We start from the raw sequence: 20,136 nt of genomic DNA on the forward strand, positions 1-20,136 counted from the left end.
GAGGATCAGAAGGATGCCCGAGACACGTCTGGGGGCCGCGCGGCTGGCGTTGATCGCGGGGATGGCGGCCTTGACGTTGGGGCTGGGACTGGGGAGTGCCAAGCACCTGACCTACCACGAGGCGTTCGTGGCCCAGGCGGCGCGCGAGATGATCGCCAGCGGGAGCGGGTTGGTCCCCACGATCGGCGATCGCCCTTGGCTCGAGAAGCCGCCGCTGGCGGTCTGGCTGGTGGCGTTGCTGGGTCGGGTCACCGGGGAGGTCGACGAGGTGGTGGCCCGGGCTCCCTCGGCCGTTGCCGGGGCGCTGCTGACCGTGGGGGTGGCGACCCTGGCGGCCGGTCGCTTTGGCGCTTCAGTGGGCCTTCTTACCGGGTTGGTCCAGGCAACCACCCTCTGGACGATGATGCGGGGCCGGCTGGCCGAGGCGGATATGCTGTTGGCCTGCCTGGTCACCTGGACGGTCGTGGCGTTCGACCGGTTGCGCGACGAAGTGGACGGTCCGCGGCCCTGGCGCTGGGCCTTCTTCACGGGGCTGGGGCTGACCGCCCTGGCCAAGGGAATTGGGTTTGGCGCGGTGCTGGTGGCGGCGGTGGTGGTCCTGGTCCTGGTCTGGGAGCGGGATCGGGCGACGCTCCGCAAGCTCTGGTGCCTCAAGGGCTGGGGGCTGGCGGGGGCCTTGGCGTTGACCTGGCCGATTCTGGTGATGGGGCGATATCCGATGGTTCTGGGGCTCTGGACCTTGCACGTCGCCGACCGCCTGGCCGCGCGGCCCGAGCATTTCGCGGGGGGGAGCCCTTGGTGGCAGTATGGTCCCGCTCTACTCGGCCAGGCCTTGCCCTGGACGCCGCTGGCCTTGGTTGGGGCCTGGCGGTCGTTGGGTCGAGCCGTCGACCCGCCTGGCGGGACCGACCGGCTGCTCTGGGCCTGGGCGGTCGCGCCGGTGGTTCTGCTCTCGATGGCGACGGTCAAGAACGGGCACTACGCGATCTACGCCCTGCCCCCTTGGTCGGTCTGGACGGCCCTGAGTCTGGCGCGGCTGGGGAGCCGGCTCCGGGCTCGCGGTTGGGCTCCGGAGCAAGTCCGCCTGGCTGCGCGGGCCTCTTTCGTGGGCCTGGGTCTGGCCTGCGCTTTCGGGTTTGCCTGGCTCGCCCCTTGGCTCGACGAACGGGGGGTGGAGTGGGCCTTCTACGAGGCGGCCGGCCAGGCCTTGCGCGTTGACGAGCCCTTGGTTCTGCTCTACGACGATTGGGACCGTGACCCTTACCCCACGCCGTTCGGCCCCGTGCCGCACGACCTGGCGGTTCGCCTCTACTACTTCGACCGTCCCGCCTGCTGGCGGAATGGGGTCAAGGCCCTCGCTGCTCGCCTCCCCGCGCCGGGGCTCGAGCCCTTCGCGGTTCTTGGCCGCGACCGTGACCTGCCCGCCCTCCGACGCCTGGGCCGGGTCGAGACCGTGCTCGAAGGGCCTCGACTTCGCTCCCGCGCCTCGCGCGTTGACGACCGAACCTTCGCCCTCTATCGGGTTAGGCCCGAAGTGGTCGCCTCGCTCGACACCGACCATCGGCAATGAAGCAAGATCAAAAGGCGAGCGAGGACATTCTCCACTCTCTCTTTCCTCAGACCGGCTCGGCCAAGGCTTCCTCAAGAGGGTCGAACACGGGGGTGCCGGGCTTCTGGATGTCGCGGCGGCCGAGGCCGAGCAAGAGAATGATGGTCGCCGAGACGGTCATCGAAGCGCAGAGGAAGTAGATCCCTCCTTGAAACGATCCGGTCAGCTTTTCGACGTACCCGAGGACATAAGGGCCGACGAATCCGCCGAGGTTGCCGACCGAGTTGATCAGGCCGATGCAGCCGGCGGCGGCCGCCTCGGTCAGAAAGAGGCTGGGCAGCGACCAGAAGGCCGGCAAGTAGGCTTTCAGGCCGGTCATGGCGCCGATGAACAGGGCGATCGTCAGCCAGAGTTGCCCCTTGCTCCAGGGGGTCAACGCGAGGGCGAGCGCCCCCAGGTAGATCGGGATCACCGCGTGGAGCCTGCGCTCCTTGGTCCGGTCGGAATTCCAGCCGACGAGGATCTGGCCGATCAATGAGCCGATCGGCGGCAGGATCACCAGCCAGGTCAGGGCGTCGAGTTTCAACGAGTACCACCGCTCGAGGATCTTGGGCAGGAAGAACTCGACCCCGTAGTTGCCCGTCACGATGAAGAAATAGGCGGCCGCCAGCAAGAGGACCTTGGGGTGTCGGAGCGCCTCGGTGAGCTTCATGTGCCGGCTGGCGTGATGCTGGGCCTTCTCCCGCTTCAATTCGTTCTCCAGGGCCTCGCGCTCGTCGGCTTCGAGCCAGTTGGCCTGACCGGGGCGGTCGGTCAACAGCAAGAGGACCATGATCCCCAGGACGACCGCCGGGATTCCCCAGGCGATGTAGACCCACTGCCACCCCTTCAGGCCCAGGAGCATCGGGTTCCCGTCGACGCCGATTTTGAGCAGCAGATTCGAGAGCTTCGGGCTCACGATCTGGGCGATCGGCGTGGCCACGAAGAAATAGGCCAAGGCGCGGGCCCGGTCTCGGCTGGGGAACCAGTGGGTCAGGTAGACGATCACGCCGGGGAAGAACCCCGCCTCGGCCAGGCCGAGCAGGAAGCGGATGCTGTAAAATTGGGTGGGTGTCTTCACCAACGCGGTCAGGGCAGCCATGATTCCCCAGGAAATCATGATCCGGCTAATCCACTTCCGCGCGCTCCACTTCTCGACGATCAGCGTCCCCGGAATCTCCAGCAGGAAGTAGCCCAGGAAGAAGACCCCCGCCCCGAAGCCGAAGACCGCGTTGTTGAACCCGGGGAGGTCCTTCGTCATGGTCAACGCCGCGATCGAAACGTTGGTTCGGTCGACATAGGCGATGACGTAGCAAAGAAAGAGGAGGGGAAGGAGACGGCGGTATGCCTTGGCTCGGGCCCGGTCCAGCGCAGTCGGCGATGAGGTCGACATGGAGCAGCACTCGCTGAGGATTTCGCGAAGTCGTGGAGGGAACGGATCACGAACCCGGGTGGGTCAGTCGGCCGTTCAAGAGGTTGGATAAGTACTTAGAGCCGATGACCCGGTCGCACACTGTCGGTTCGAGAATCGAAGTTACCGCGCGGCGACGGGCCAGGCAAACCTTCATTCTCACGATTTCGCCTGGTTCTGTGTCGCCCTCCCTGGTTTCCGCTTCGGTTTGCCCCCTCGCATTGATTTCCAACCGGCCGGGGCGGCTCGTTCTTTTTCCCCCGCCGAATGCAGCCACCCCCACCCTGCCGCTACTTGCAGCCCTGTTAAGGAACGGTCGTTCTAGCCAGGATCGTAGCCCTTGGGGGGCGATAGTTACTCCGATTAAAAATTAGTTGATTTAATATGAGAATGTATGGTGCTTTTTTTAGTGGTTTTACCTTTGGCTTAGGAACGGTCGCCCTACCGGGGTTGCAAAGACTTCGCCTGTCGAAAGAGCGGCGCAGACAGGACCTGTCTGATCTCTCAGAGAGCTAACGGGTCTAATGATACCCAGACCACCTTCAGTCGGTCCGGTTTTACGGGAGACGAACACTGGTGCATTAATTATCGATATTATAAAAAAATTAACATGATTGTATTTATGGTTGTGATTTAGGTCGAGTTTTAATTGATTAGTCGTGAGATGAACCGAATTTTTCGAGTACGAAAGTCTTTTCATATTGACCGTGTATGCTAAATTGAGCTTCTGGACCGCGGGGGGGCATTGAGGTTGGTCCAAATCATTGAATCGTGCACGCATCATCGATTTTTCCATTGTTGCATGCTCGCTCTCTTTCGAAGAGCGAGGAGGTTGCGTTGAGGGCTCATGTCCTTTTTCCTTTTTGCCCTGGAGGGAATTCCTATGTCGATGAAGTCGTCTTCTCGTCGTGGTTTCACGCTGATCGAACTTTTGGTCGTCATCGCTATTATTGCGGTGTTGATTGCGTTGCTCTTGCCGGCCGTTCAGGCCGCGCGTGAGGCCGCTCGTCGCGCCCAATGCGTCAACAACTTGAAGCAGTTGGCCATGGCTGCGCACAACTACCATAGCGCCCAGAACATTCTTCCGGCCAACCTTTATCTGCACCCAGCGTACTCGACCTCGAGCTACGTCTGGAACAATGCGAGCTGGATTGTCTTCCTCTTGCCCCAGATGGAGCAGCAGCCGCTCTTCAACGCGATCAATTTCAACTTCATGTGGGGGCCGAACAACGTGGGATGGCAGACTACGGCGGCCCTGGGGAACCAGAATTCGACGGTCCGTCAGAGTGTGCTCAACACCTTGATTTGCCCGTCTGACCCAAGTCCCGCGCTCGATACGACGAATGCCGATGAAATCGGGTCGAACCTGGCGGCGGGGACGTCGTATGTGGGCAACGTCGGCGACAACTGCCTGGCCTGCAACACTCCCAACGGCAACACAACCGTGATCTTCTGCGCCGCGCAGGGCTACAACTGCCGGGGCGCGCAGCTTGGCGACCCGTCCTCGGGAGCGGCGACGGTTCCCCCGCCCCCATCCACCGGCAGCGGAATCTTCTGGCGAGAGTGCTCCGGTGTTTCGTTCAACCAGATCATCGATGGGACCTCGAACACCTTCATGGCCGGCGAGCAGATCATGAAGGTGACCTCGTGGAACGCCTGGGTCGAGGCGAACCAGAGCGTTGGTTCGACGGCTGTCCCCTTGAATTACTTGGCCCCGGGCCGTTCCATTGCCGGTGCCGGTAGCACCGTGATCGCTACTGGGGCGAGCGATGTGGGGAACTGGCCGGCCTGGTACAGCTTCCGGAGCATGCACCCTGGTGGCGGCAACTTCGCGATGTGCGACGGTTCGGTGAAGTTCATCAAGTCATCAATCAGCATGCCGACCTATCAGGCCTTGAGTACGCGGGCTGCGGGTGAAATTATTTCGTCCGACGCATTCTGATTGCCTGGGCGATTTCTTTGTTTGAACATGGGCCGCGGCGGAAGTCACCCATTTCCGTTGCGGCTCAATTCTTGATTTCTGCGGAGGTTTGATCTTGAAACGAAGCACAGCGAAGGCCGTCGCAGGACACTTGGCCCGTCTCGTCATCATGGCGAGCGTGTCCCTGGCACCGCTCGCCTGCGGGTCGACAGGGCCGGGTATGGCGCCGGTCTCGGGGAAAGTGACGTACCAAGGGAAGCCGGTCCCCAAGGGATCGATCACCTTCGCGTCGACAGCGCCCGAGGGTCGGAATGCGACCGGTCAGCTCGATGCGGATGGCAGCTACACGCTACAGACCGAGAATCCACGCGATGGTGCGCTGCTAGGCGAATACAATGTGACGATCTACGCTCATGATGAGCCGATCCTCGACTATATTCCCAAGAAACCGATCCCACCCAAGATCCTGAGTCCCACAAAGTACGAGAAGCCCGAGACTTCGGGGCTGAAGGCGACGGTCAAGAGTGGGTCGAATACGTTTGACTTCGACCTGACCGATTGAGCCGTCGCCTGGAAATTAGCCGTCATTCCCTTCCATCCGGCCTGGCGCGTGCCAACGCGCCAGGCCGTATTCATTAACACCGCGCATTTCGGTGTGGGACATGAACTTCCCGCACCGATCGTAGCGGCGTGCGCCCGCTGAATTGGGTTGACAAGTTTTAGGAAATTCGGAGAATTCCGCAGCATCGCGAGCCAGGGTGATTCCTCTTGACGCTTAGGGTTGAAGAGAGGGTATGAGGCTCGCGGTCAAGCTTTAAAAGGGGAGACATCGATCGTTTGGGGCCGAGTCGACAACGCTCGGCTTTGCCTGACTCCCGACTCTGAAGCGGCACCTCTTGCAGATTCCGGTTTTGACTCACTGAAAAACGAAGGACCGAACGGGGTCGCTGCCTACGGCGACAGCGATCGGCTTCGTTCTACTTTGGATCTCAATAGAGGGGGCTGGTTCATGCGGCCTGAGATGCAACACGCAACCACTTTGCGGTCCGCCGCACCTCATCGCCAGCACGCCGCACCGGAACCAGGGTCCAACCCGGCCCCTGCCCTTGCTGAGCAGGCCCGGCCCGGGCTCTATCCCGGCGAGCCCGAGGCTTGCCGACGTGACTACCGGCAGTTCCTGCCGATCCTCGCCCATCTCGGACTCTTTCTGGCGGTTTTCAAGGTCTTTCGCGTTGAAGGGCGGGCTTTCCAGCTCCTCATCGCCCTCTCCTTGGTCGCCCTCCCCGTCCATTACCTGCTCCCTTATCGTTGGAAGAAGCCACTCTTCGTCGCCGTCTCGATCGCCGGCCTGGCCCTCGTCTTCGGCCCCTTGGCCGCGACCTACGTGGTCGCCCTGGCGCTACTCCTGATCGGCGTCTGCCGCCTGCCGATCCCTTGGTGGACGAGGGCCACAACGCTCGCGGTCATCGCCGTTGCCATCGCCCGGATTCGGCCCGAGAGCCTGGCCGCGACGGTCCCCGAGAGCGTCTGGCCGGTGCTCGCCACCATGTTCATGTTCCGGATCCTGATCTATCTCTATGAGCTGAAGCACGCCAAGGTCCCCGAGTCGGTCGTCGACACGCTCAGCTACTTCTTCCTCTTGCCCAACTACTGCTTCCTCCACTTCCCAGTGGTCGACTACCGGACCTTGCATCGCGGCTATTTCTCCCGGGAGATCCACACCACCCAGCGTGCCGGTCTCCAGATGATCTTCGACGGTACGATCCACCTGCTCCTCTACCGCCTGGTCTACCACGAGTGGCTGATCCCGGCCGAAGAGGTCCAGGGCATCACCAGCCTGGTGCGGTACCTGGTCTGCAACTACCTGCTCTATCTCCGAGTCTCGGGCCAGTTCCACATGGCTTGCGGGATGCTCCACCTGTTCGGGTTCCAGCTTCCCCTGACGCATCATCACTACCTGCTGGCGACCGGGTTCACCGACTACTGGCGTCGGATCAATATTTACTGGAAAGATTTCATGGTCCGCCTGGTGTTTAACCCGGTGGTGTTCCGGCTCAAGCGTTGGCCGCAGCCGGCGGCGCTGGCGATCGCAACGGTGGTGGTGTTCGTGACGACCTGGGCCTTGCACGCCTATCAATCGTTCTGGCTCCGTGGTTCGTGGGGCTTCAGTGGGCCGGACGCCCTGTTCTGGGGGATCCTGGGGGCGTTGGTCCTGGTCAACGTGCAGTTGGACGCGCGTCGGTCGCGGGCCCGCACTCGGGCGAGCAAGGGGCCGCTGACGGCGCTAGGGCATCTGGTGCGTGGGGCAAAGGTCGCAGCCACGTTCACGACGATTGCGTTGCTCTGGTCGCTCTGGTCGAGTCCGACCCTCGAGTCGTGGGTGGACCTGATGCGTCGCGGGACCGGAATCTGAAAGCAAACGAGTTGCTCGGCCGGCCTGACCGTGCTGGAGGGATTCCCGGCTGATTCCTTGAGGTGAGTTAGGTGGGCGCTCCCTGTTTCGTATCGAATAGGGAAAGACGCGATTGTTTTAATAGTTAATAGATCGTGAGCAGTGCCCACTCTTCGACGATTGGGTTGTTCGAGAGGTGAGTGTGTCATGATCCGTTGCTCGTCGCAGACCATGCAGTTCCTGGCGACGGCGGTGATCCTCGTTTGGGGATTGGTGCCGGGCCATCTGGCATTGGGGACGCCGGGGCGGGTTCGCGAGACGTTGCGCTGCGACCTGATGAGCCGCGCCGACTACGACCAGATGGAGCGGGGCTATTACGAGCAGATCCTTGATGCGGGGCGGAAGCTGGGCGGATCAGCTTCGGGCCCCCAGCGGGGGGGCGGTCCGAGCCAGGTCTGTCTGAGCGTCAACGACCTCCGCGAGTTTGTGCTGAAGCCGAGCCTGTCGGTCAGGCAGCCGGTCGGGGTGAGCTGGAGCACCAACGATTTGGGGATGCGCGACCGCCCTTACACGGTGGCCAAGCCGGCGAACACGGTCCGGATTGGGCTGATGGGGGACTCGATCGCGGCCGGCTGGGGGGTCGGCGACGACCTGGGGTTCGAACCGATTCTCGAGCGTTGGTTCGATGAGCGTTCGCGCAAGGCCGGTGGTCCTGGGTTCGAGATCCTCAACTTCGCCGTGCCGGGCCGCAGCCCCGGCCAGCGCTGGTATCACTTCATGCAGGTGGGCTGGGTGATGGAGCCGGACCTGGTCCTCTTCGAGGCCACGCAGGCCGATGTGGGCTGGGCCGTGCGCCGACTCCGTGAGCTCTTGCCACGTGGGATCGGTTGGGATTCACCCTTATATAGCGATATCTTGGCGGCATGCGGAGTAATGCCGGGCGAGACGAGCACGGCCTACGAGCAAGCGCTCCGGCCTTACACCTGGGAACTGACCGCTTCGGCCTACCGCGCGATTGCCGAGGGGTGTTCGTTGCGGGGAGTGCCGTCTGTCATGGTTGTGATCCCTCGGGTGGGCCGAACGGTGGACGCGGCGGACCATCAACGGCTGCTCGCGGTTGCCCGCGACGCCGGCTTCTCGGCGGTCATCGACATCTCGGACGCCTTCGACGGGATCGACCCAACCACCTTGACGGCTCGGGCCGACGACTATCACCCCAACGACAAGGGCCATGCCCTGCTCGCCCGGCGGCTCGACGAAGCGCTCTGGCACCATCCCTTGCTGAACACGCTCCGAAACCGGGGGGCGAGCCTTGGCGAGCCGGTCGTCCCTGCGACGAACGCTGGCCTGCCCTCTGCGTCCGAGGGATGAGGGGCGGCAGCCGGCAAGGCCGATGTTTTGGAGAGTTTGCTCGCTTACGGCCGACCAATCTTCGATGATGGGGTGATGAACGCGAGGGTTCTTGGAGCGACGTTGACCTGATCCTTGGATTGATACCGGCCCAAGGCGCATGAGTGATACTATGTCAGACAATGCGAATCTTACGGAATCAGCCGCGATGCCTGAGGACGAGGTTCGCGACGTTCGGGAGACGACCTGTTGCATCGTCGGCGGTGGACCGGCGGGGGTGATGCTGGGGCTCTTGCTGGCGCGACGGGGAGTACCGGTGCTGGTGCTCGAGTCGCACAAGGATTTTGATCGCGATTTTCGGGGCGATACGATCCATCCGTCGACGCTGGAAGTCCTCGATCAGTTGGGGCTGGCCGACCGGATGTTGGAGACGATCCCTCACGGCCAGATTCGCAGCTTGAAGTTGACGACCCCGACTGGGGACTTGACCCTGGCGGACCTCGGCCGGCTCAAAACAAAGTATCCGTATATCGCTATGATTCCCCAGGCGCAGTTTCTCGAGTTCCTGGTCGAGGAGGCGCGACGGTATTCGGGTTTTGATCTCGTCATGGGAGCCAACGTGCAGCGGCTCGTCCAGGAAGAGGGCGCTGTCTGCGGGGTCCGTTACCGCGGTCCAGACAACGGCTGGCATGAAGTGCGGGCCGCGCTCACGGTGGCGGCCGACGGCCGCTTCTCCAAGATTCGCGCCCTGACCGGGCTGGAGCCGGTCAAGACTTCGCCTCCGATGGACGTTGCCTGGTTCCGCTTACCACGCCGGCCGGACGACCCCCAAGACCGGGGTGCGCTTGCCACTCACAACGGCCACATCGCGGTCGTGTTGGAACGCGCTGAGGAATGGCAGGTAGGCTACGTGATTCTCAAGGGGAGTTTCCAGCAGCTTCGGGGGGGTGGCCTGGAACTGCTCCACCGTTCGTTCGCGGAGTTGGTGCCGTGGCTGGCGGATCGGGTCGGGCTGTTGACCGACTGGAAGCAGGTCTCGGTACTCTCGGTCGAGTCGAGCCGCCTCACGCGTTGGCACGAGCCTGGTCTCTTGTTGATCGGCGACGCGGCCCACGTGATGTCCCCGGTGGGAGGGGTCGGGATCAACGTGGCGATTCAGGACGCTGTGGAAACGGCCAACCTGCTCGCCGTGCCTCTCAGGGAAGGCCGGCTCCAGGAACAGGATCTGGCGGCCGTCCAGGCCAGGCGTGAGTGGCCTGTCCGGATCATCCAAGGGTTCCAGGAACGGATGCAGAAGCTGATCGTCGCCCAGGCTCTCCAACCCGGGAAACCGTTCCACCTGCCCCTTCTACTCCGCATTTTGCTCCGACTGCCGGTTCTTCGCAACATTTTGGCCCGAATGATCGCGTTCGGGGTCCGCCGGGTTCGCGTCGAGGAAGACTCTCTGCAATAATAAATACTTCGCGGGACCCGTTTCTTGGACTGAAATTTGCACCGTTTAATGATCCGGCTTAGTTTGACCGACAATCTTTCAAGTAGAATCATTTGCATGCACGCGAGGTGCATTTCATGGTAGCTGCTGAAGGCCATGTCCTGATCGTTGAGGACAGCCTGGCGATGGGTTATGCGTTGCGCGCTCAGTTCCAGGCGTTCGGGTGGGAGGTTACCTTGTCCCGAACGGTGGCTTCGGCCCTGGAGAATCTCGATCCGCCGCCCGATTGGATTCTCCTTGATCTCTGGCTTTCCGACGGTGACGGCCAGGACGTGCTGCGCTATGTGCGGGAGGTGGGGATTCCGTCCCATGTGGCCGTGATTTCAGCCGGGCTCGATCCTGAGCGGGTCGCCAGTCTGGAGCCGTTGCGCCCCGACCTGATGATCCCGAAGCCGATCAGCTTCGAGAAACTGCTCGAGGCCTGCCAATCCACTCACTCTGCAAGCCGGTCCGAACCCAGTTCCGCCAGCTCGTCTCCCCTTTGACGATCACGCTTGGGTCGTTGCGCGGCGGGTCACCCCTCAATGGTTTTCTTGGGTTCCCACCCACGGGAATCCCTAGAGAATTGAGTTGCTGCACGTGGCGGTTTCGCCCCACTTTCGGCCGGCAGCGGTTTCCGGGCGACTGGTCGCCGTATAGACTGAGATGGTACGATCGCGTTCGGATTACGGCTGAGAATTCGGGCATCGAAGGCGACATGCTCCCATGAATCGACGGCTCTCACGGCTCGGTCTGTTGCTGGCCCTGGCGGCTCTGGCCCCGGCTCCCGACGCAAAGCGGGACCGGCAAGTCGGCGAGTCGTTCCAGGTTCCCTACCGTCTCACCGACACGAATCACTTTCTGGTCCGGGTCCGAATCAACGGCAAAGGCCCGTTCAACTTTCTGGTCGACACCGGGGCCCCCGCGCTCTACGTGGCGACCGATACGGCCAAAAAGATCGGCCTGGAGCCTGCAAAAGAGGCATTCTGGACGCCCGTGGACCGCCTCGACTTCGAGGGCGGAGCCGGTTTGACCGACCTCAAGGCGCGGGTTGAAGACCCATTCCAACTGGTCGGGATGAATGCCCTGGGACTGCCCGGCGCCTCGATCGACGGCATTCTCGGGTTCACGGTTCTGGCTCGGTTCCGGCTCGAGCTCGACCCAACGCGGGACCGGATGACCTGGACCCGGCTCGCCTTCGAGCCGACGGACCCCCCTGCCCCCGACCGCAGGCCGGGGGAAGGGCCGCCGGCCGAGATGCAGGCGATGAACCTCCTGGGCCCGGTCGCCAAGTTCGCCGCCGCCCTGGTGGGCAAGCAGCCGGAAGAGGAGCTGCACCCGCGCGGTTTCCTCGGCCTGGAATTGGGCGAGACCGCGGATCAGGGCGTGCGCGTGGACCGCGTTCTGGCTGATACCCCGGCGGCGAAGGCCGGTATTCAGGTGGGCGATCAACTCGTCCGGCTGCTCAACCGCGACGTCAAGAGCCTGAAGGCTGCCCTCGAGGCGGTTGCCGAGGTCAAGCCCGGTGACCGCGTCCCCCTGTCCGTCCGGCGCGGTCCGGCGACCCAAGAGTTGACTCTGACCGCCGGGGAGGGATTCTGATCCATGCGAACGTTTATTGCATCGCCCTTATCTCATCGGACCATTCTCGCGGCCGCGCTGGCCGGACTCGTGGCTTTTGGAACCGGTCCGGCCCCGGGTGAACCGGCGGAGAAGACCAAGAATTCAGGCAAGAAAGGGACGGTCCCCTTCGAGATGCTCGCGACCAACCACATGGTGGTCCGGGCCAAGATCAACGGCAAGGGTCCGTTCGACCTGATCTTCGACGTCGGAGCGCCGATCACCTTGCTGACCAACAAGGCGTCGCTCGAGTCGGGCACGATCAAGGCCGATGCGCCTCGATCGTTCCTCTTTTCGATTCGAGGGGAGTCGGTCGTCAAGAAGCTCGAGATGGGCGAGATGACGGCCGAGGACGTCCCTGTGATCGTTCTCGACCACCCGCTCTTGAAGGCGATGGGGGATATGCTCAACCGTCCGCTCGACGGGATCATCGGCTACACCTTCTTCGCGCGGTATCGGACGACGATTGACTACCAGGCGCATCAGATGACGTTCGAGCCGGTGGACGGCCCGGTACGGAACCTCATGAAGGATCTGCCCGACCGCTTGGCTGGCCCTCGAGTCGCTCGCCATCGAACCCTCGCCCCCGGTGCTCTCTGGGGCCTGAGCGTCGGTGATCCAACCGACGGTCTGAGTTCGCCGGGCGTCCCGATCCTGTCGGTTCTGGCCGACTCGCCCGCCGCCACCGCCGGTCTGAAACCGGGTGACGTTCTGACCACCCTCGACGGCCGTTGGACCACTTCGATCACCGACGCCTACGCCGCTGTCGCAGGCGTCCCCGCCGGCCGTGAAGCGTCCGTGGTCGTGCTTCGTGACGGCAAGGAGCTGACCGTCACAGTCAAGCCTGTGGCGGGCCTTTAAGTTGAAGAGTCGATCTCAGCCGGCGAATCGAACAGCCGCTCTCCGTCCGTGATGACCTTTTGCCGGGTGCCCCAGGTTCCGTACTCGGACTCTGTGTGGGACTCCGTTGGCTTGGGGCGCACGGGTTCCGCTCTCCGCTCATTTGGAATCCTCACCGTCTCGGGTTGACCTTCGCGCTTCGGTCCTGGCGTGTTAGGACTGTCATCTCGGTCTTCTCGAGCTCAGTCCAAAAGTTGATGGCGGGAGGCCAAAGGATGGACTTCTCGTCCTTGCGGAACGGCCTGGTTCCGGCGGAGACGGTCCCCCCTCACCCTTGGGACGGGTTTCTGACCGGCCCGGAGAACGACCTGGCACACGCGAGCGTACTGGCCCTGGCGCGAGGTGATGGCCCGGGCCTGTCGCCGCTGGTCTTGCACGGGCCGGCGGGGGTCGGTAAGTCGAGGCTGCTGGCGGGCCTGGTTTCAGAGCGCTTGCTTCGGCATCCGGAGTCGGCAGTGGCGCACATGGAGGCCGAGGCGTTTGCCGCGGCCTGCGCTGAGGCGGCCGGGCAGGCTGGGGGATGGGGAGAACTCCGCAGCCGGTTCCGAGGGCTCGACCTGTTCGTGCTCGAAGACTTGCACGCCCTGGAGCGCGCTCCGTTGGCGTTGACGGAATTGACGCACACGCTCGACGCCCTCGACGAGGCGGGGGCGAGTGTGGCGGTCTCGGCGCGGGTGGGTCCGGGGCAGTGGTCAGGGTGGCCCGCTCGCCTGGTGAACCGACTGGTCGGGGGTCTGGCCGTTCGGGTCGACCCGCCTGGCTTGGCCTCGCGGCGGCGGTACTTGCTCGACCGCGCCCGGTCGCGCGGGATCAATCTCTTGGCCGAGGCGGTCGACTCGCTGGCCGAGGCGGCTGACGGCTACCGGACTCTCGACGGCTGGCTCTCCAAGCTTGCCCTGGAGTCCCGTGTTGAACGCAAGCCCGTGGACGGCCGGCTCGTCACCCCCCTGCTCGACGGCGACGCAACCGACCCTGCCCTGACGATCGACCAGATCGCTCGCGCCATCGCGGCGAAGTTCGGCGTCAGCCTTCGCGACCTCCGCTCGAGTACCCGGCGCAAGACGGTCACCGAGTCGAGGCATCTGGCAATGCATCTGGCGCGGACCTTGACCAGCCTGAGCTTCCAGGCCATCGGCGCCTATTTCGGCGGCCGTGACTCCGCGACTGTCCGCCACGCCTGCAAGGCCGCCGCCGCCCGCATCGCCGCCGACCCTGCCTTAGCGTCGGCCACCGCTGCGCTTGCCCGTCGCTGGAGCCAAGGCGAAGTCGGAGAGCCGTCTTCGGCCTGAAGCGGTTTTCGCTCAGGTGGATAGTTCACCTCAGCCGTCCTCGGGCAGTTCGTGGGCCAGGGCGACGGCGTTGGCCCAATCGCCGCAAAGGAAGGCTGTGAGTGCCATCAAGCGGCGTGAGTCGGCGTTGGGGCGGAGCCAGTGGTAGTGGCCGGCGAGGCGGAAGGCCTCGCGCCGATGGCCGGCGCGGAGGGCCTTCAGGCAGCGCAGGCGGGTTCGACGCGCGGACTCGGCCGCCTCATACAGCAGGCGGAGGTCGGACTTGCAGCGGCGGCAAGTGTCGGACCATTCCTGGGTGAGACGGCACGTCGGGCAGCGGACGGTGGTCGTCGGTTGCGAGGAATCCATGGTTGGGTGGAGGGTCATTGGTCTTCAAGGTAAAAGACAAGGTCCTCGACCTCGTGGGCGACCGACTGGATGTCGTCTGCCGAACGCTTGTCGATGGCCAATTGCAGGTCGGTGAGCATGGCTTTGAGCTCGGCGGCGTCTTCGGGGTTAGCCCGGGTCGCGACCTTCTCGGCTTTGGCGATCAGGGCGGTGGCCGAGCTGATCGCCTGCTGGAGTGCGGGGGAAAGCGATTCCGCCGATGGATCGCCGAGTGCGCCGGGGGTGACCGAGAACTCGCCTTCCTCGAGCTCGATGGGCTGTTCGGCCGTTCCGAACACCTCTTCGAGGCGGTCGATGGCGTCGGTTCGTTGTCGCTGGCGGAACCGTTCCATCGCATTGTCGATGGTCACGTGGCGGGCGAGCCCTGTCGCTCGTTCGGTGGCGGTCACTTTGAGAATGCCGTTGAGGTCAAGGTCGAGCCGGACGAGGATCTGGTTGCCGGCGGGGAGGTCGGCCAGTCCTTCGATGGTAAACTCACCCACCAAGGTGTTGTAACGTGTGTCTTCGTCCTCGCCCTGAAAGACGCGGATCTGTGCGATTTTTTGATTATGGGAGGCCGTCGCATAGATCTCGGTCCGCGAGGCGGGAAGCGGTGTGTTCCGCTCGATGATCGCTGAGAAGCAATGGATCGACATCGAACCGTGGAGCTCACCGAGCGCCTCGATGCCCAGGGTGTGTGGGGTGATGTCGACCAGGACGGGGCCGACGTCGATGCCCGCGATCAGGCCCCCCTGGACGGCTGCGCCCATGGCCACGGCGAGGTCGGGCTCGATCTCGGTATGGACCGGCCGGCCGAGCCGTTCGCTCAGGATTCGGTGGACCATCGGCGTGCGGGTCGCTCCGCCGACCAGCAACACCTTGTGGATCTCGTGAGCCTGGACCTTCGCGTCCGACATCGCCTTATCCAGGCAGACCAGGGTTTTAGCTAAGAGCGGCTCGATCAGCTCCTCATATTCGTAACGGTCGACTTCCAGGTTCAAGTTCAGGGGGATGCCATTCTTCTCGGCGATGAATTCCTCGGCGATGGTGGTGGTCGCCTCGGTGGAGAGCTCCTTCTTGGCGTCCTCCACGGCGCGGAGCAGTCGCGACTTGGCGACGGGCAACTCCCTCAGGTCGATGCCGTGCTTGGTCTGGAATCGGTCGCAGACGTAATCGAGCAGGCGTTGATCGAAGTCGTCGCCGCCGAGGTGGGTATCGCCGTGGCTGGCAAGGATCTCGACGACGCCTTGCTCGACCTGGGCGATCGAGACGTCGAACGTACCGCCGCCGAGGTCGTAGACGAGCAGCCGTTCCATCTCGGCGGGGTGCGGGTCGTAGGTCAAGACGGCGGCGGTCGGCTCGTTGATGATCCGGACGACTTCCAACTCCGCCAGCTCGCCCGCCTCACGAGTCGCCGCGCGCTGGCCCTCGGTGAAGAAGGCGGGGACGGTGATGACTGCCTTTTTGACCGGATGGCCCAGCACCTTCTCGGCACGCTGCTTGAGCGTCCGCAAGATGATGGCCGAGATCTCCTGGGGAGAGTACTTCTTATCGCCGAGCGGGACCATCTCCTCCAGGCCCATCTTGCGCTTGATCGAACGGACCGTGCGCTCCGGGGCGAGCATCGCCTGGTTTCGCGCCGCCTTGCCGACGAGCAGACGCCCCTGGGGATCGAGGCCGACGACCGACGGGAGGATCGGATCACCGTCCTCCTCGAGCACGACCGGCCGGCCGTCGCGGATCACCGCCACCTCGCTATTGGTCGTCCCGAGGTCGATGCCGATAATGACGTCCATGGGGTCTCTTTTCTGAATGCAGATAAATTTAATCGTGAAAATGTTTTGGTTTATGGGTCAGCCGAGAGCGTTGGGGCTCGCGAGGCTCGAACCTCGGCGTATCGAAGCAGCCGGCCTTGCCAGGTGTAGCCTCGGCGGATCTGCTCAACGACGACCCCCGGCGGCCGGTCGGGGTCTTCGACCACTTCGACCACGGTCATCAACTCAGGATCGACCGGCCTGTTGAGGCACTCGATGGCGTGGATCCGCTCCGACTTCAAGGCGCGGCGGAGTCGGGCCTGGATCAGGCCGTAGCCTTCGAGAAGGGCATCGACGAGTTCCCGGCGGACCTGCCCTTTGTCCCGGACAATTTCCTTGACCTGCTCATGATAGGACTTGAGCAGGCGGCGCCGGAACCAGGAACTCCGGGCGTAGAGCGCATCGAAGGCGGATTGAACGGCCTGCACCGGCTCCTCGATCAAACGAGGGGTGACCTTTTCCATCTCGACGCGACCGCGGTCCAGCGCCTCGTCGAGGTCGGCCAGGGCCTCAGCCAGCGGCTTGCCCGCCGACCAGGCCGCCTGCGCTTCCTTGGGTTCGACCGAGCGGAACTGGTCGATCGCCTGCTGCATCGCCCCGAGAAGTGACTCGCTCTGTTCTTGCAGGCCTCGGGCACTCCGGGTCTGGAGCTTGAGCTCGTGCCGGAGGGCCGTGAATTCCTCGACCAACTGGAAGATCCCGACTTCCCGGACCTCGGCCTCGGGTTCGCGGGGCTCACTCCCCGGTGGGTGATCCAGTGCCTCGGCCTCGGCCCGAGCCTCCTGGAGCCATTGGCGGAAGCGGTCGAGGAGTGTTTCGTCGTCTACCCGATCGATCATGACGTCTCCGCCAGCTTGAGCAGGGTTTCCATCGGGATCCGGGCGTCCCGCAACCGAGCGCGGAGGTCGGTCAGGATCGCTTCGATCGAGTCGTGGGATTTGAGCCTGAACAACTGGGTCTCGAGCCGCTGGAGAGGGTCGCGGACCTCGTCGTACGCCGCCCGGATGGCCGCGAATCGCTCGGGTGCGCGGTCCGGGGAAAACTCGCGAACCAGCGCGAGATAGCGCTGGCGAATTTCCGCCTCGTCAGCATCACGCTCCAGCCCGAGGATCTCGTAAGGATCGTTCATCTTGGCTCACCGTTTCTTCTTTGGCTTTGCCTTTTTCGTCGTTTGATTCTTGGGGGGGCTTTGGCTCGGTCCGGCCGGCGACGGACCCGGGTCGATTCGGCGACCAAAGAGGGGAACGTCGTCTTCGCCCTCATCGTCATCGATCATCTCGTAGGGAGGTTCCATGTCGATGCCTGCGAACATGTCGGCAAAAGTTTGAGGGAATCCGCCTCTGCCTCCGAAGCCGGGGAAGGGCATTCCGAACGGACTGCTGAATTGGCGGGAGGTTATGGCCTCAATCGTCGACATGAGCTTTTTGAGCGTGGGGATCAGTTGGCTTTCCCTGGGGTTGCTCGAGGTTTGGGCGAGCTGTAGGGCCTTCTCGAGGTCTTTCCGGACCTGACGCAGGTTGGCTTTGCGCGGTCCCTTCGCGAACTCCATGACGGCGACCATGAAGGGGAACCCGGCATAGTCCGGGAAGTTTTTCAGACCGCGCTTCGCCAGTTTCTCGAGCAGCTCCTTCGCTTTGACGGAGTCATGATGCAGGAACGTGCAGATATTGATTAGGTCGTCGCGACGAAAGTGGACCCGTGACGACCGCTTGAGGTAGCCGACCACTTGGTGGACGTGATTGTTCCAACCTGTGTAACTGACCTTCGCGTCGAGATAGATCATGAGAAGATCTGTCAGCGCCCCGGCCGTCTCGCTCTTGCCCTTCTTCGCCAGCCCGGCCTCCCAGAGGGGGTTGAAGCGTTCCAACGTTGCTTTCGGGAGGCCGTAGCGCGCGCCTTCGATCAGGATCGCGAGCCAGAGCGGAGTGGGCTCGACGAGCAGCTTTTGAGCGGCCTCGATGAATTCCTCGGCGCGGTCGGCCTGGCCCGCTTTGAGTTCGAAAACCGCTTTGCGGGCCATGTAGAGGTACGACTTGCTCTGCTCGGACCCGACCGCCTCGGCCAGTGTGAACTCGGCGCGACCTTCGTCCCATCGCTTCTTGAGGGCGTGATGACGGCCGAGGGCGACGTGCCCCGACCATTCCAGCTCGCGTAAGGCTTCGTCGAGCGGTTTGAGCACGCGGGCCCGCTGAATCAAGGGGATCGCCTTATCGTGCTGATCCTGCCTGAAGTGACGATTGATCAGCCAGAGCAGCGTCTCGAAGTGGTTGGGGAATGCCGTGAGGAGTCGGTTCGCGGCGGCCTCGGCCCGGTCCGCCTGGTTCCAGTGTTCATAGGTGTGGATGAGGGCGTTGTAGCCGGTCAAGAACGTGGGGTCGGCCTGGAGGCTTGCTTCCAGGCACTCGATCGTCCGCTTTTTCGCGTACTCGAGATCCTCGCTGGTTGGCGGATCGTCGAACAGGTCGTCAAAGTTCGGGTCGGCTGCTTCGGCGTACTCGTGCGCCAGATGTGCCCAGACCAGGGCCTGGGCACGCTGGCGCTCCTCGGGGCTGAGGAGGGTTGGCAGGGTCTTGAGATCCTCGAGATAGGCATACCAGAACTTCTCAGACTCCTCGTAATCCCCATGCGGACCTTCCGCGATGATCGCGCGGAGGCGATTCCAACGCGGGTCGATGGGCAACGGTTCGGCCGCTTTCACGAAGCTCCCGACCAACTGTCGTGCCGCCCTTGACGAGGTTTGTGCGGCCTGGTCGATCAAAGGCCAGAGCAGGATCCGGGTCAGGCGCTCGGCGAGTCGCGGGTCGATCCGCCGCAGGCTGAAACGGAGTTGGATCAGGAGCGGAATCGCATCGTCCCATCGGTCGTCGTTCAGGCACTGTTGCAATTGCTCGAGCTGGGGGATGAGCGGCTCGCCGAACACCGCGGCTTCGATGGCTTTCAGGTTCGGGGCGGCGGCCGTCGCCGTGGCCGGGAGAGTGGGCGTCGTGGGCTTCTCGATCAAGCTCCCAAGGGTCTGCGCGATCCGAGCGGCCGCACGCCCGGTGTCGAGCCGGCCCCAGTTGGCGGCAACTTGCTCGTCGTCGCGGCGGCGCAAGGCTGCCAGCCCGCGCACGAAGTAGCGCCAGTCGGCAAATGGTGAGCTGCGGGCAATGCTCCGCAAGCGGTCGAGGGCCCCCGCCTCATCCCCGGCATCCAGCGTCTCCAGCGCCCCTCGGATCAAGGCAGATCCTTCGCGGATCTCGGTCAATGAGGCGGGGGCCCGCTTGGGATCGAGCACGGCCTGGTCGGCCGCCGACAGAATCAGGCGGGCCCGGTCCTCCGGCGATTCTAATCGTTCCCCCATCGCCATCGCTGCGTTCGATAGCCCGACCGCCAGCAAGAGCGGAACCAGTTGCGACGGCAGGTCCGGGTCGGTGACGCCGAACTCGAGCAGGTGCTGGGTCACCTCCACCGCCGACGTCGGCATGGCTTCCCGGTGAAGTTGCTGTGCCCTCAGGAAGTAGGCGCGTTCCAGCAAATGGTGGTTCTCAGGCGTGCTCTCGTTGCGGTAGCACAACTTGGCCTGCTTGACCGCGTCCTTGAACCATCCCTTCCGAATCAGACGCTCGACCTCTTGACGGGGCGAACCCTGCGCGGGGGCTTGTTTCGTCTCAGCCCGCTTACGATCTTTGTGCTTCGACATAGGTGGTATCGTTGGTTGACAGCCCCGTCATGGTTCTCCCAGAGGTCCACTTTTCAGAATTTTACCTGATTCTCGGGAAATAAGGATCGGCTTCTGGAGAGAACTTGCCGTAATCCGGCAATCGGTCGGATTCTTGATTGCGTAAATGGGCTATGTTGATGGGTGGATTTCGATGTGTGAGGATTAGTCGTTCGGAGTGGGTGGTTGCTCGGCCGCCTCGGGCCGGTTTCAGCGGGGCGTCTTCTCTAACGCAAACTGCTTGCAGATTTGAGACTTAAGTGCGGTGAAATCAGATTTTGGACGTTGCGTCGAGGGGGTGGAACCGGGTACAA

16 protein-coding genes are annotated in these 20,136 nt (G+C 63.4%); 10 read left to right on the plus strand and 6 right to left on the minus strand.

The features are described from left to right. Positions 1-13: 13 nt before the first annotated feature. Positions 14-1,570 carry an ArnT family glycosyltransferase gene (locus SINAC_RS00600; protein ID WP_015243764.1) on the plus strand — a complete coding sequence of 519 codons (1,557 nt, stop codon included), beginning with the start codon at positions 14-16 and terminating at the stop codon, positions 1,568-1,570. A gap of 46 nt (positions 1,571-1,616) precedes the next feature. Here the strand turns inward: SINAC_RS00600 and SINAC_RS00605 are convergent, their stop codons facing one another. Further along, entirely contained in the window at positions 1,617-2,981 is a 1,365-nt protein-coding gene (locus SINAC_RS00605) for an MFS transporter (RefSeq protein ID WP_015243765.1), read from the minus strand. 901 nt (positions 2,982-3,882) lie between these two features. Here SINAC_RS00605 and SINAC_RS00610 point away from each other — a divergent pair. The 9 genes from SINAC_RS00610 (at position 3,883) to SINAC_RS00650 (ending at position 13,942) form a co-directional block, all read left to right on the plus strand. After that, the gene (locus SINAC_RS00610) at positions 3,883-4,941 is read left to right on the plus strand and encodes a DUF1559 domain-containing protein (protein WP_015243766.1); all 1,059 of its coding nucleotides are present in this window, start codon (positions 3,883-3,885) and stop codon (positions 4,939-4,941) included. Positions 4,942-5,035: 94 nt separating this feature from the next. Beyond that, the gene (locus SINAC_RS00615) at positions 5,036-5,482 is read left to right on the plus strand and encodes a hypothetical protein (RefSeq protein WP_015243767.1); all 447 of its coding nucleotides are present in this window, start codon (positions 5,036-5,038) and stop codon (positions 5,480-5,482) included. A 447-nt stretch (positions 5,483-5,929) separates the two neighbouring features. Beyond that, positions 5,930-7,333, plus strand: coding sequence for a hypothetical protein (locus SINAC_RS00620; RefSeq protein ID WP_015243769.1), 1,404 nt, complete (start codon positions 5,930-5,932; stop codon positions 7,331-7,333). Between the two features lie 186 nt (positions 7,334-7,519). Beyond that, positions 7,520-8,683: an SGNH/GDSL hydrolase family protein gene (locus SINAC_RS00625; protein ID WP_015243770.1), complete on the plus strand. Its 1,164-nt coding sequence runs from the start codon at positions 7,520-7,522 to the stop codon at positions 8,681-8,683. Positions 8,684-8,870: 187 nt separating this feature from the next. Beyond that, on the plus strand, positions 8,871-10,115 hold the full coding sequence (locus SINAC_RS00630) for an FAD-dependent oxidoreductase (RefSeq protein WP_015243771.1): 1,245 nt from the start codon (positions 8,871-8,873) through the stop codon (positions 10,113-10,115). 116 nt (positions 10,116-10,231) lie between these two features. Next, on the plus strand, positions 10,232-10,639 hold the full coding sequence (locus tag SINAC_RS00635) for a response regulator (protein ID WP_015243772.1): 408 nt from the start codon (positions 10,232-10,234) through the stop codon (positions 10,637-10,639). A 220-nt stretch (positions 10,640-10,859) separates the two neighbouring features. Further along, complete coding sequence (locus tag SINAC_RS00640) at positions 10,860-11,735, plus strand: PDZ domain-containing protein (RefSeq protein ID WP_015243773.1); 876 nt, start codon at positions 10,860-10,862, stop codon at positions 11,733-11,735. Between the two features lie 3 nt (positions 11,736-11,738). After that, the gene (locus tag SINAC_RS00645) at positions 11,739-12,614 is read left to right on the plus strand and encodes a PDZ domain-containing protein (protein ID WP_015243774.1); all 876 of its coding nucleotides are present in this window, start codon (positions 11,739-11,741) and stop codon (positions 12,612-12,614) included. 254 nt (positions 12,615-12,868) lie between these two features. Then, entirely contained in the window at positions 12,869-13,942 is a 1,074-nt protein-coding gene (locus tag SINAC_RS00650; protein ID WP_015243775.1) for a DnaA/Hda family protein, read from the plus strand. 30 nt (positions 13,943-13,972) lie between these two features. On the opposite strand, the gene SINAC_RS00655 is transcribed toward SINAC_RS00650, so the two are convergent. Genes SINAC_RS00655 through SINAC_RS00675 form a run of 5 tightly spaced genes read right to left on the minus strand, consistent with a single transcriptional unit; the run spans position 13,973 to position 19,804 of the window. Continuing rightward, entirely contained in the window at positions 13,973-14,308 is a 336-nt protein-coding gene (locus SINAC_RS00655) for a hypothetical protein (protein WP_015243776.1), read from the minus strand. Beyond that, positions 14,305-16,104 carry an Hsp70 family protein gene (locus SINAC_RS00660; protein WP_015243777.1) on the minus strand — a complete coding sequence of 600 codons (1,800 nt, stop codon included), beginning with the start codon at positions 16,102-16,104 and terminating at the stop codon, positions 14,305-14,307. The genes SINAC_RS00655 and SINAC_RS00660 overlap by 4 nt, the downstream gene beginning before the upstream one ends. Before the next feature lie 50 nt (positions 16,105-16,154). Further along, entirely contained in the window at positions 16,155-16,961 is an 807-nt protein-coding gene (gene grpE, locus SINAC_RS00665; protein WP_015243778.1) for a nucleotide exchange factor GrpE, read from the minus strand. Continuing rightward, on the minus strand, positions 16,958-17,251 hold the full coding sequence (locus SINAC_RS00670) for a DnaJ domain-containing protein (RefSeq protein WP_015243779.1): 294 nt from the start codon (positions 17,249-17,251) through the stop codon (positions 16,958-16,960). Before SINAC_RS00670 ends, grpE begins: the two co-directional genes overlap by 4 nt. A 6-nt stretch (positions 17,252-17,257) precedes the next feature. After that, positions 17,258-19,804, minus strand: a complete 2,547-nt coding sequence (locus tag SINAC_RS00675; protein ID WP_015243780.1) for a tetratricopeptide repeat protein — start codon at positions 19,802-19,804, stop codon at positions 17,258-17,260. Positions 19,805-20,136: the final 332 nt, after the last annotated feature.

It is taken from the genome of Singulisphaera acidiphila DSM 18658 (assembly GCF_000242455.2).
In the GTDB taxonomy this organism is placed as follows: domain Bacteria; phylum Planctomycetota; class Planctomycetia; order Isosphaerales; family Isosphaeraceae; genus Singulisphaera; species Singulisphaera acidiphila.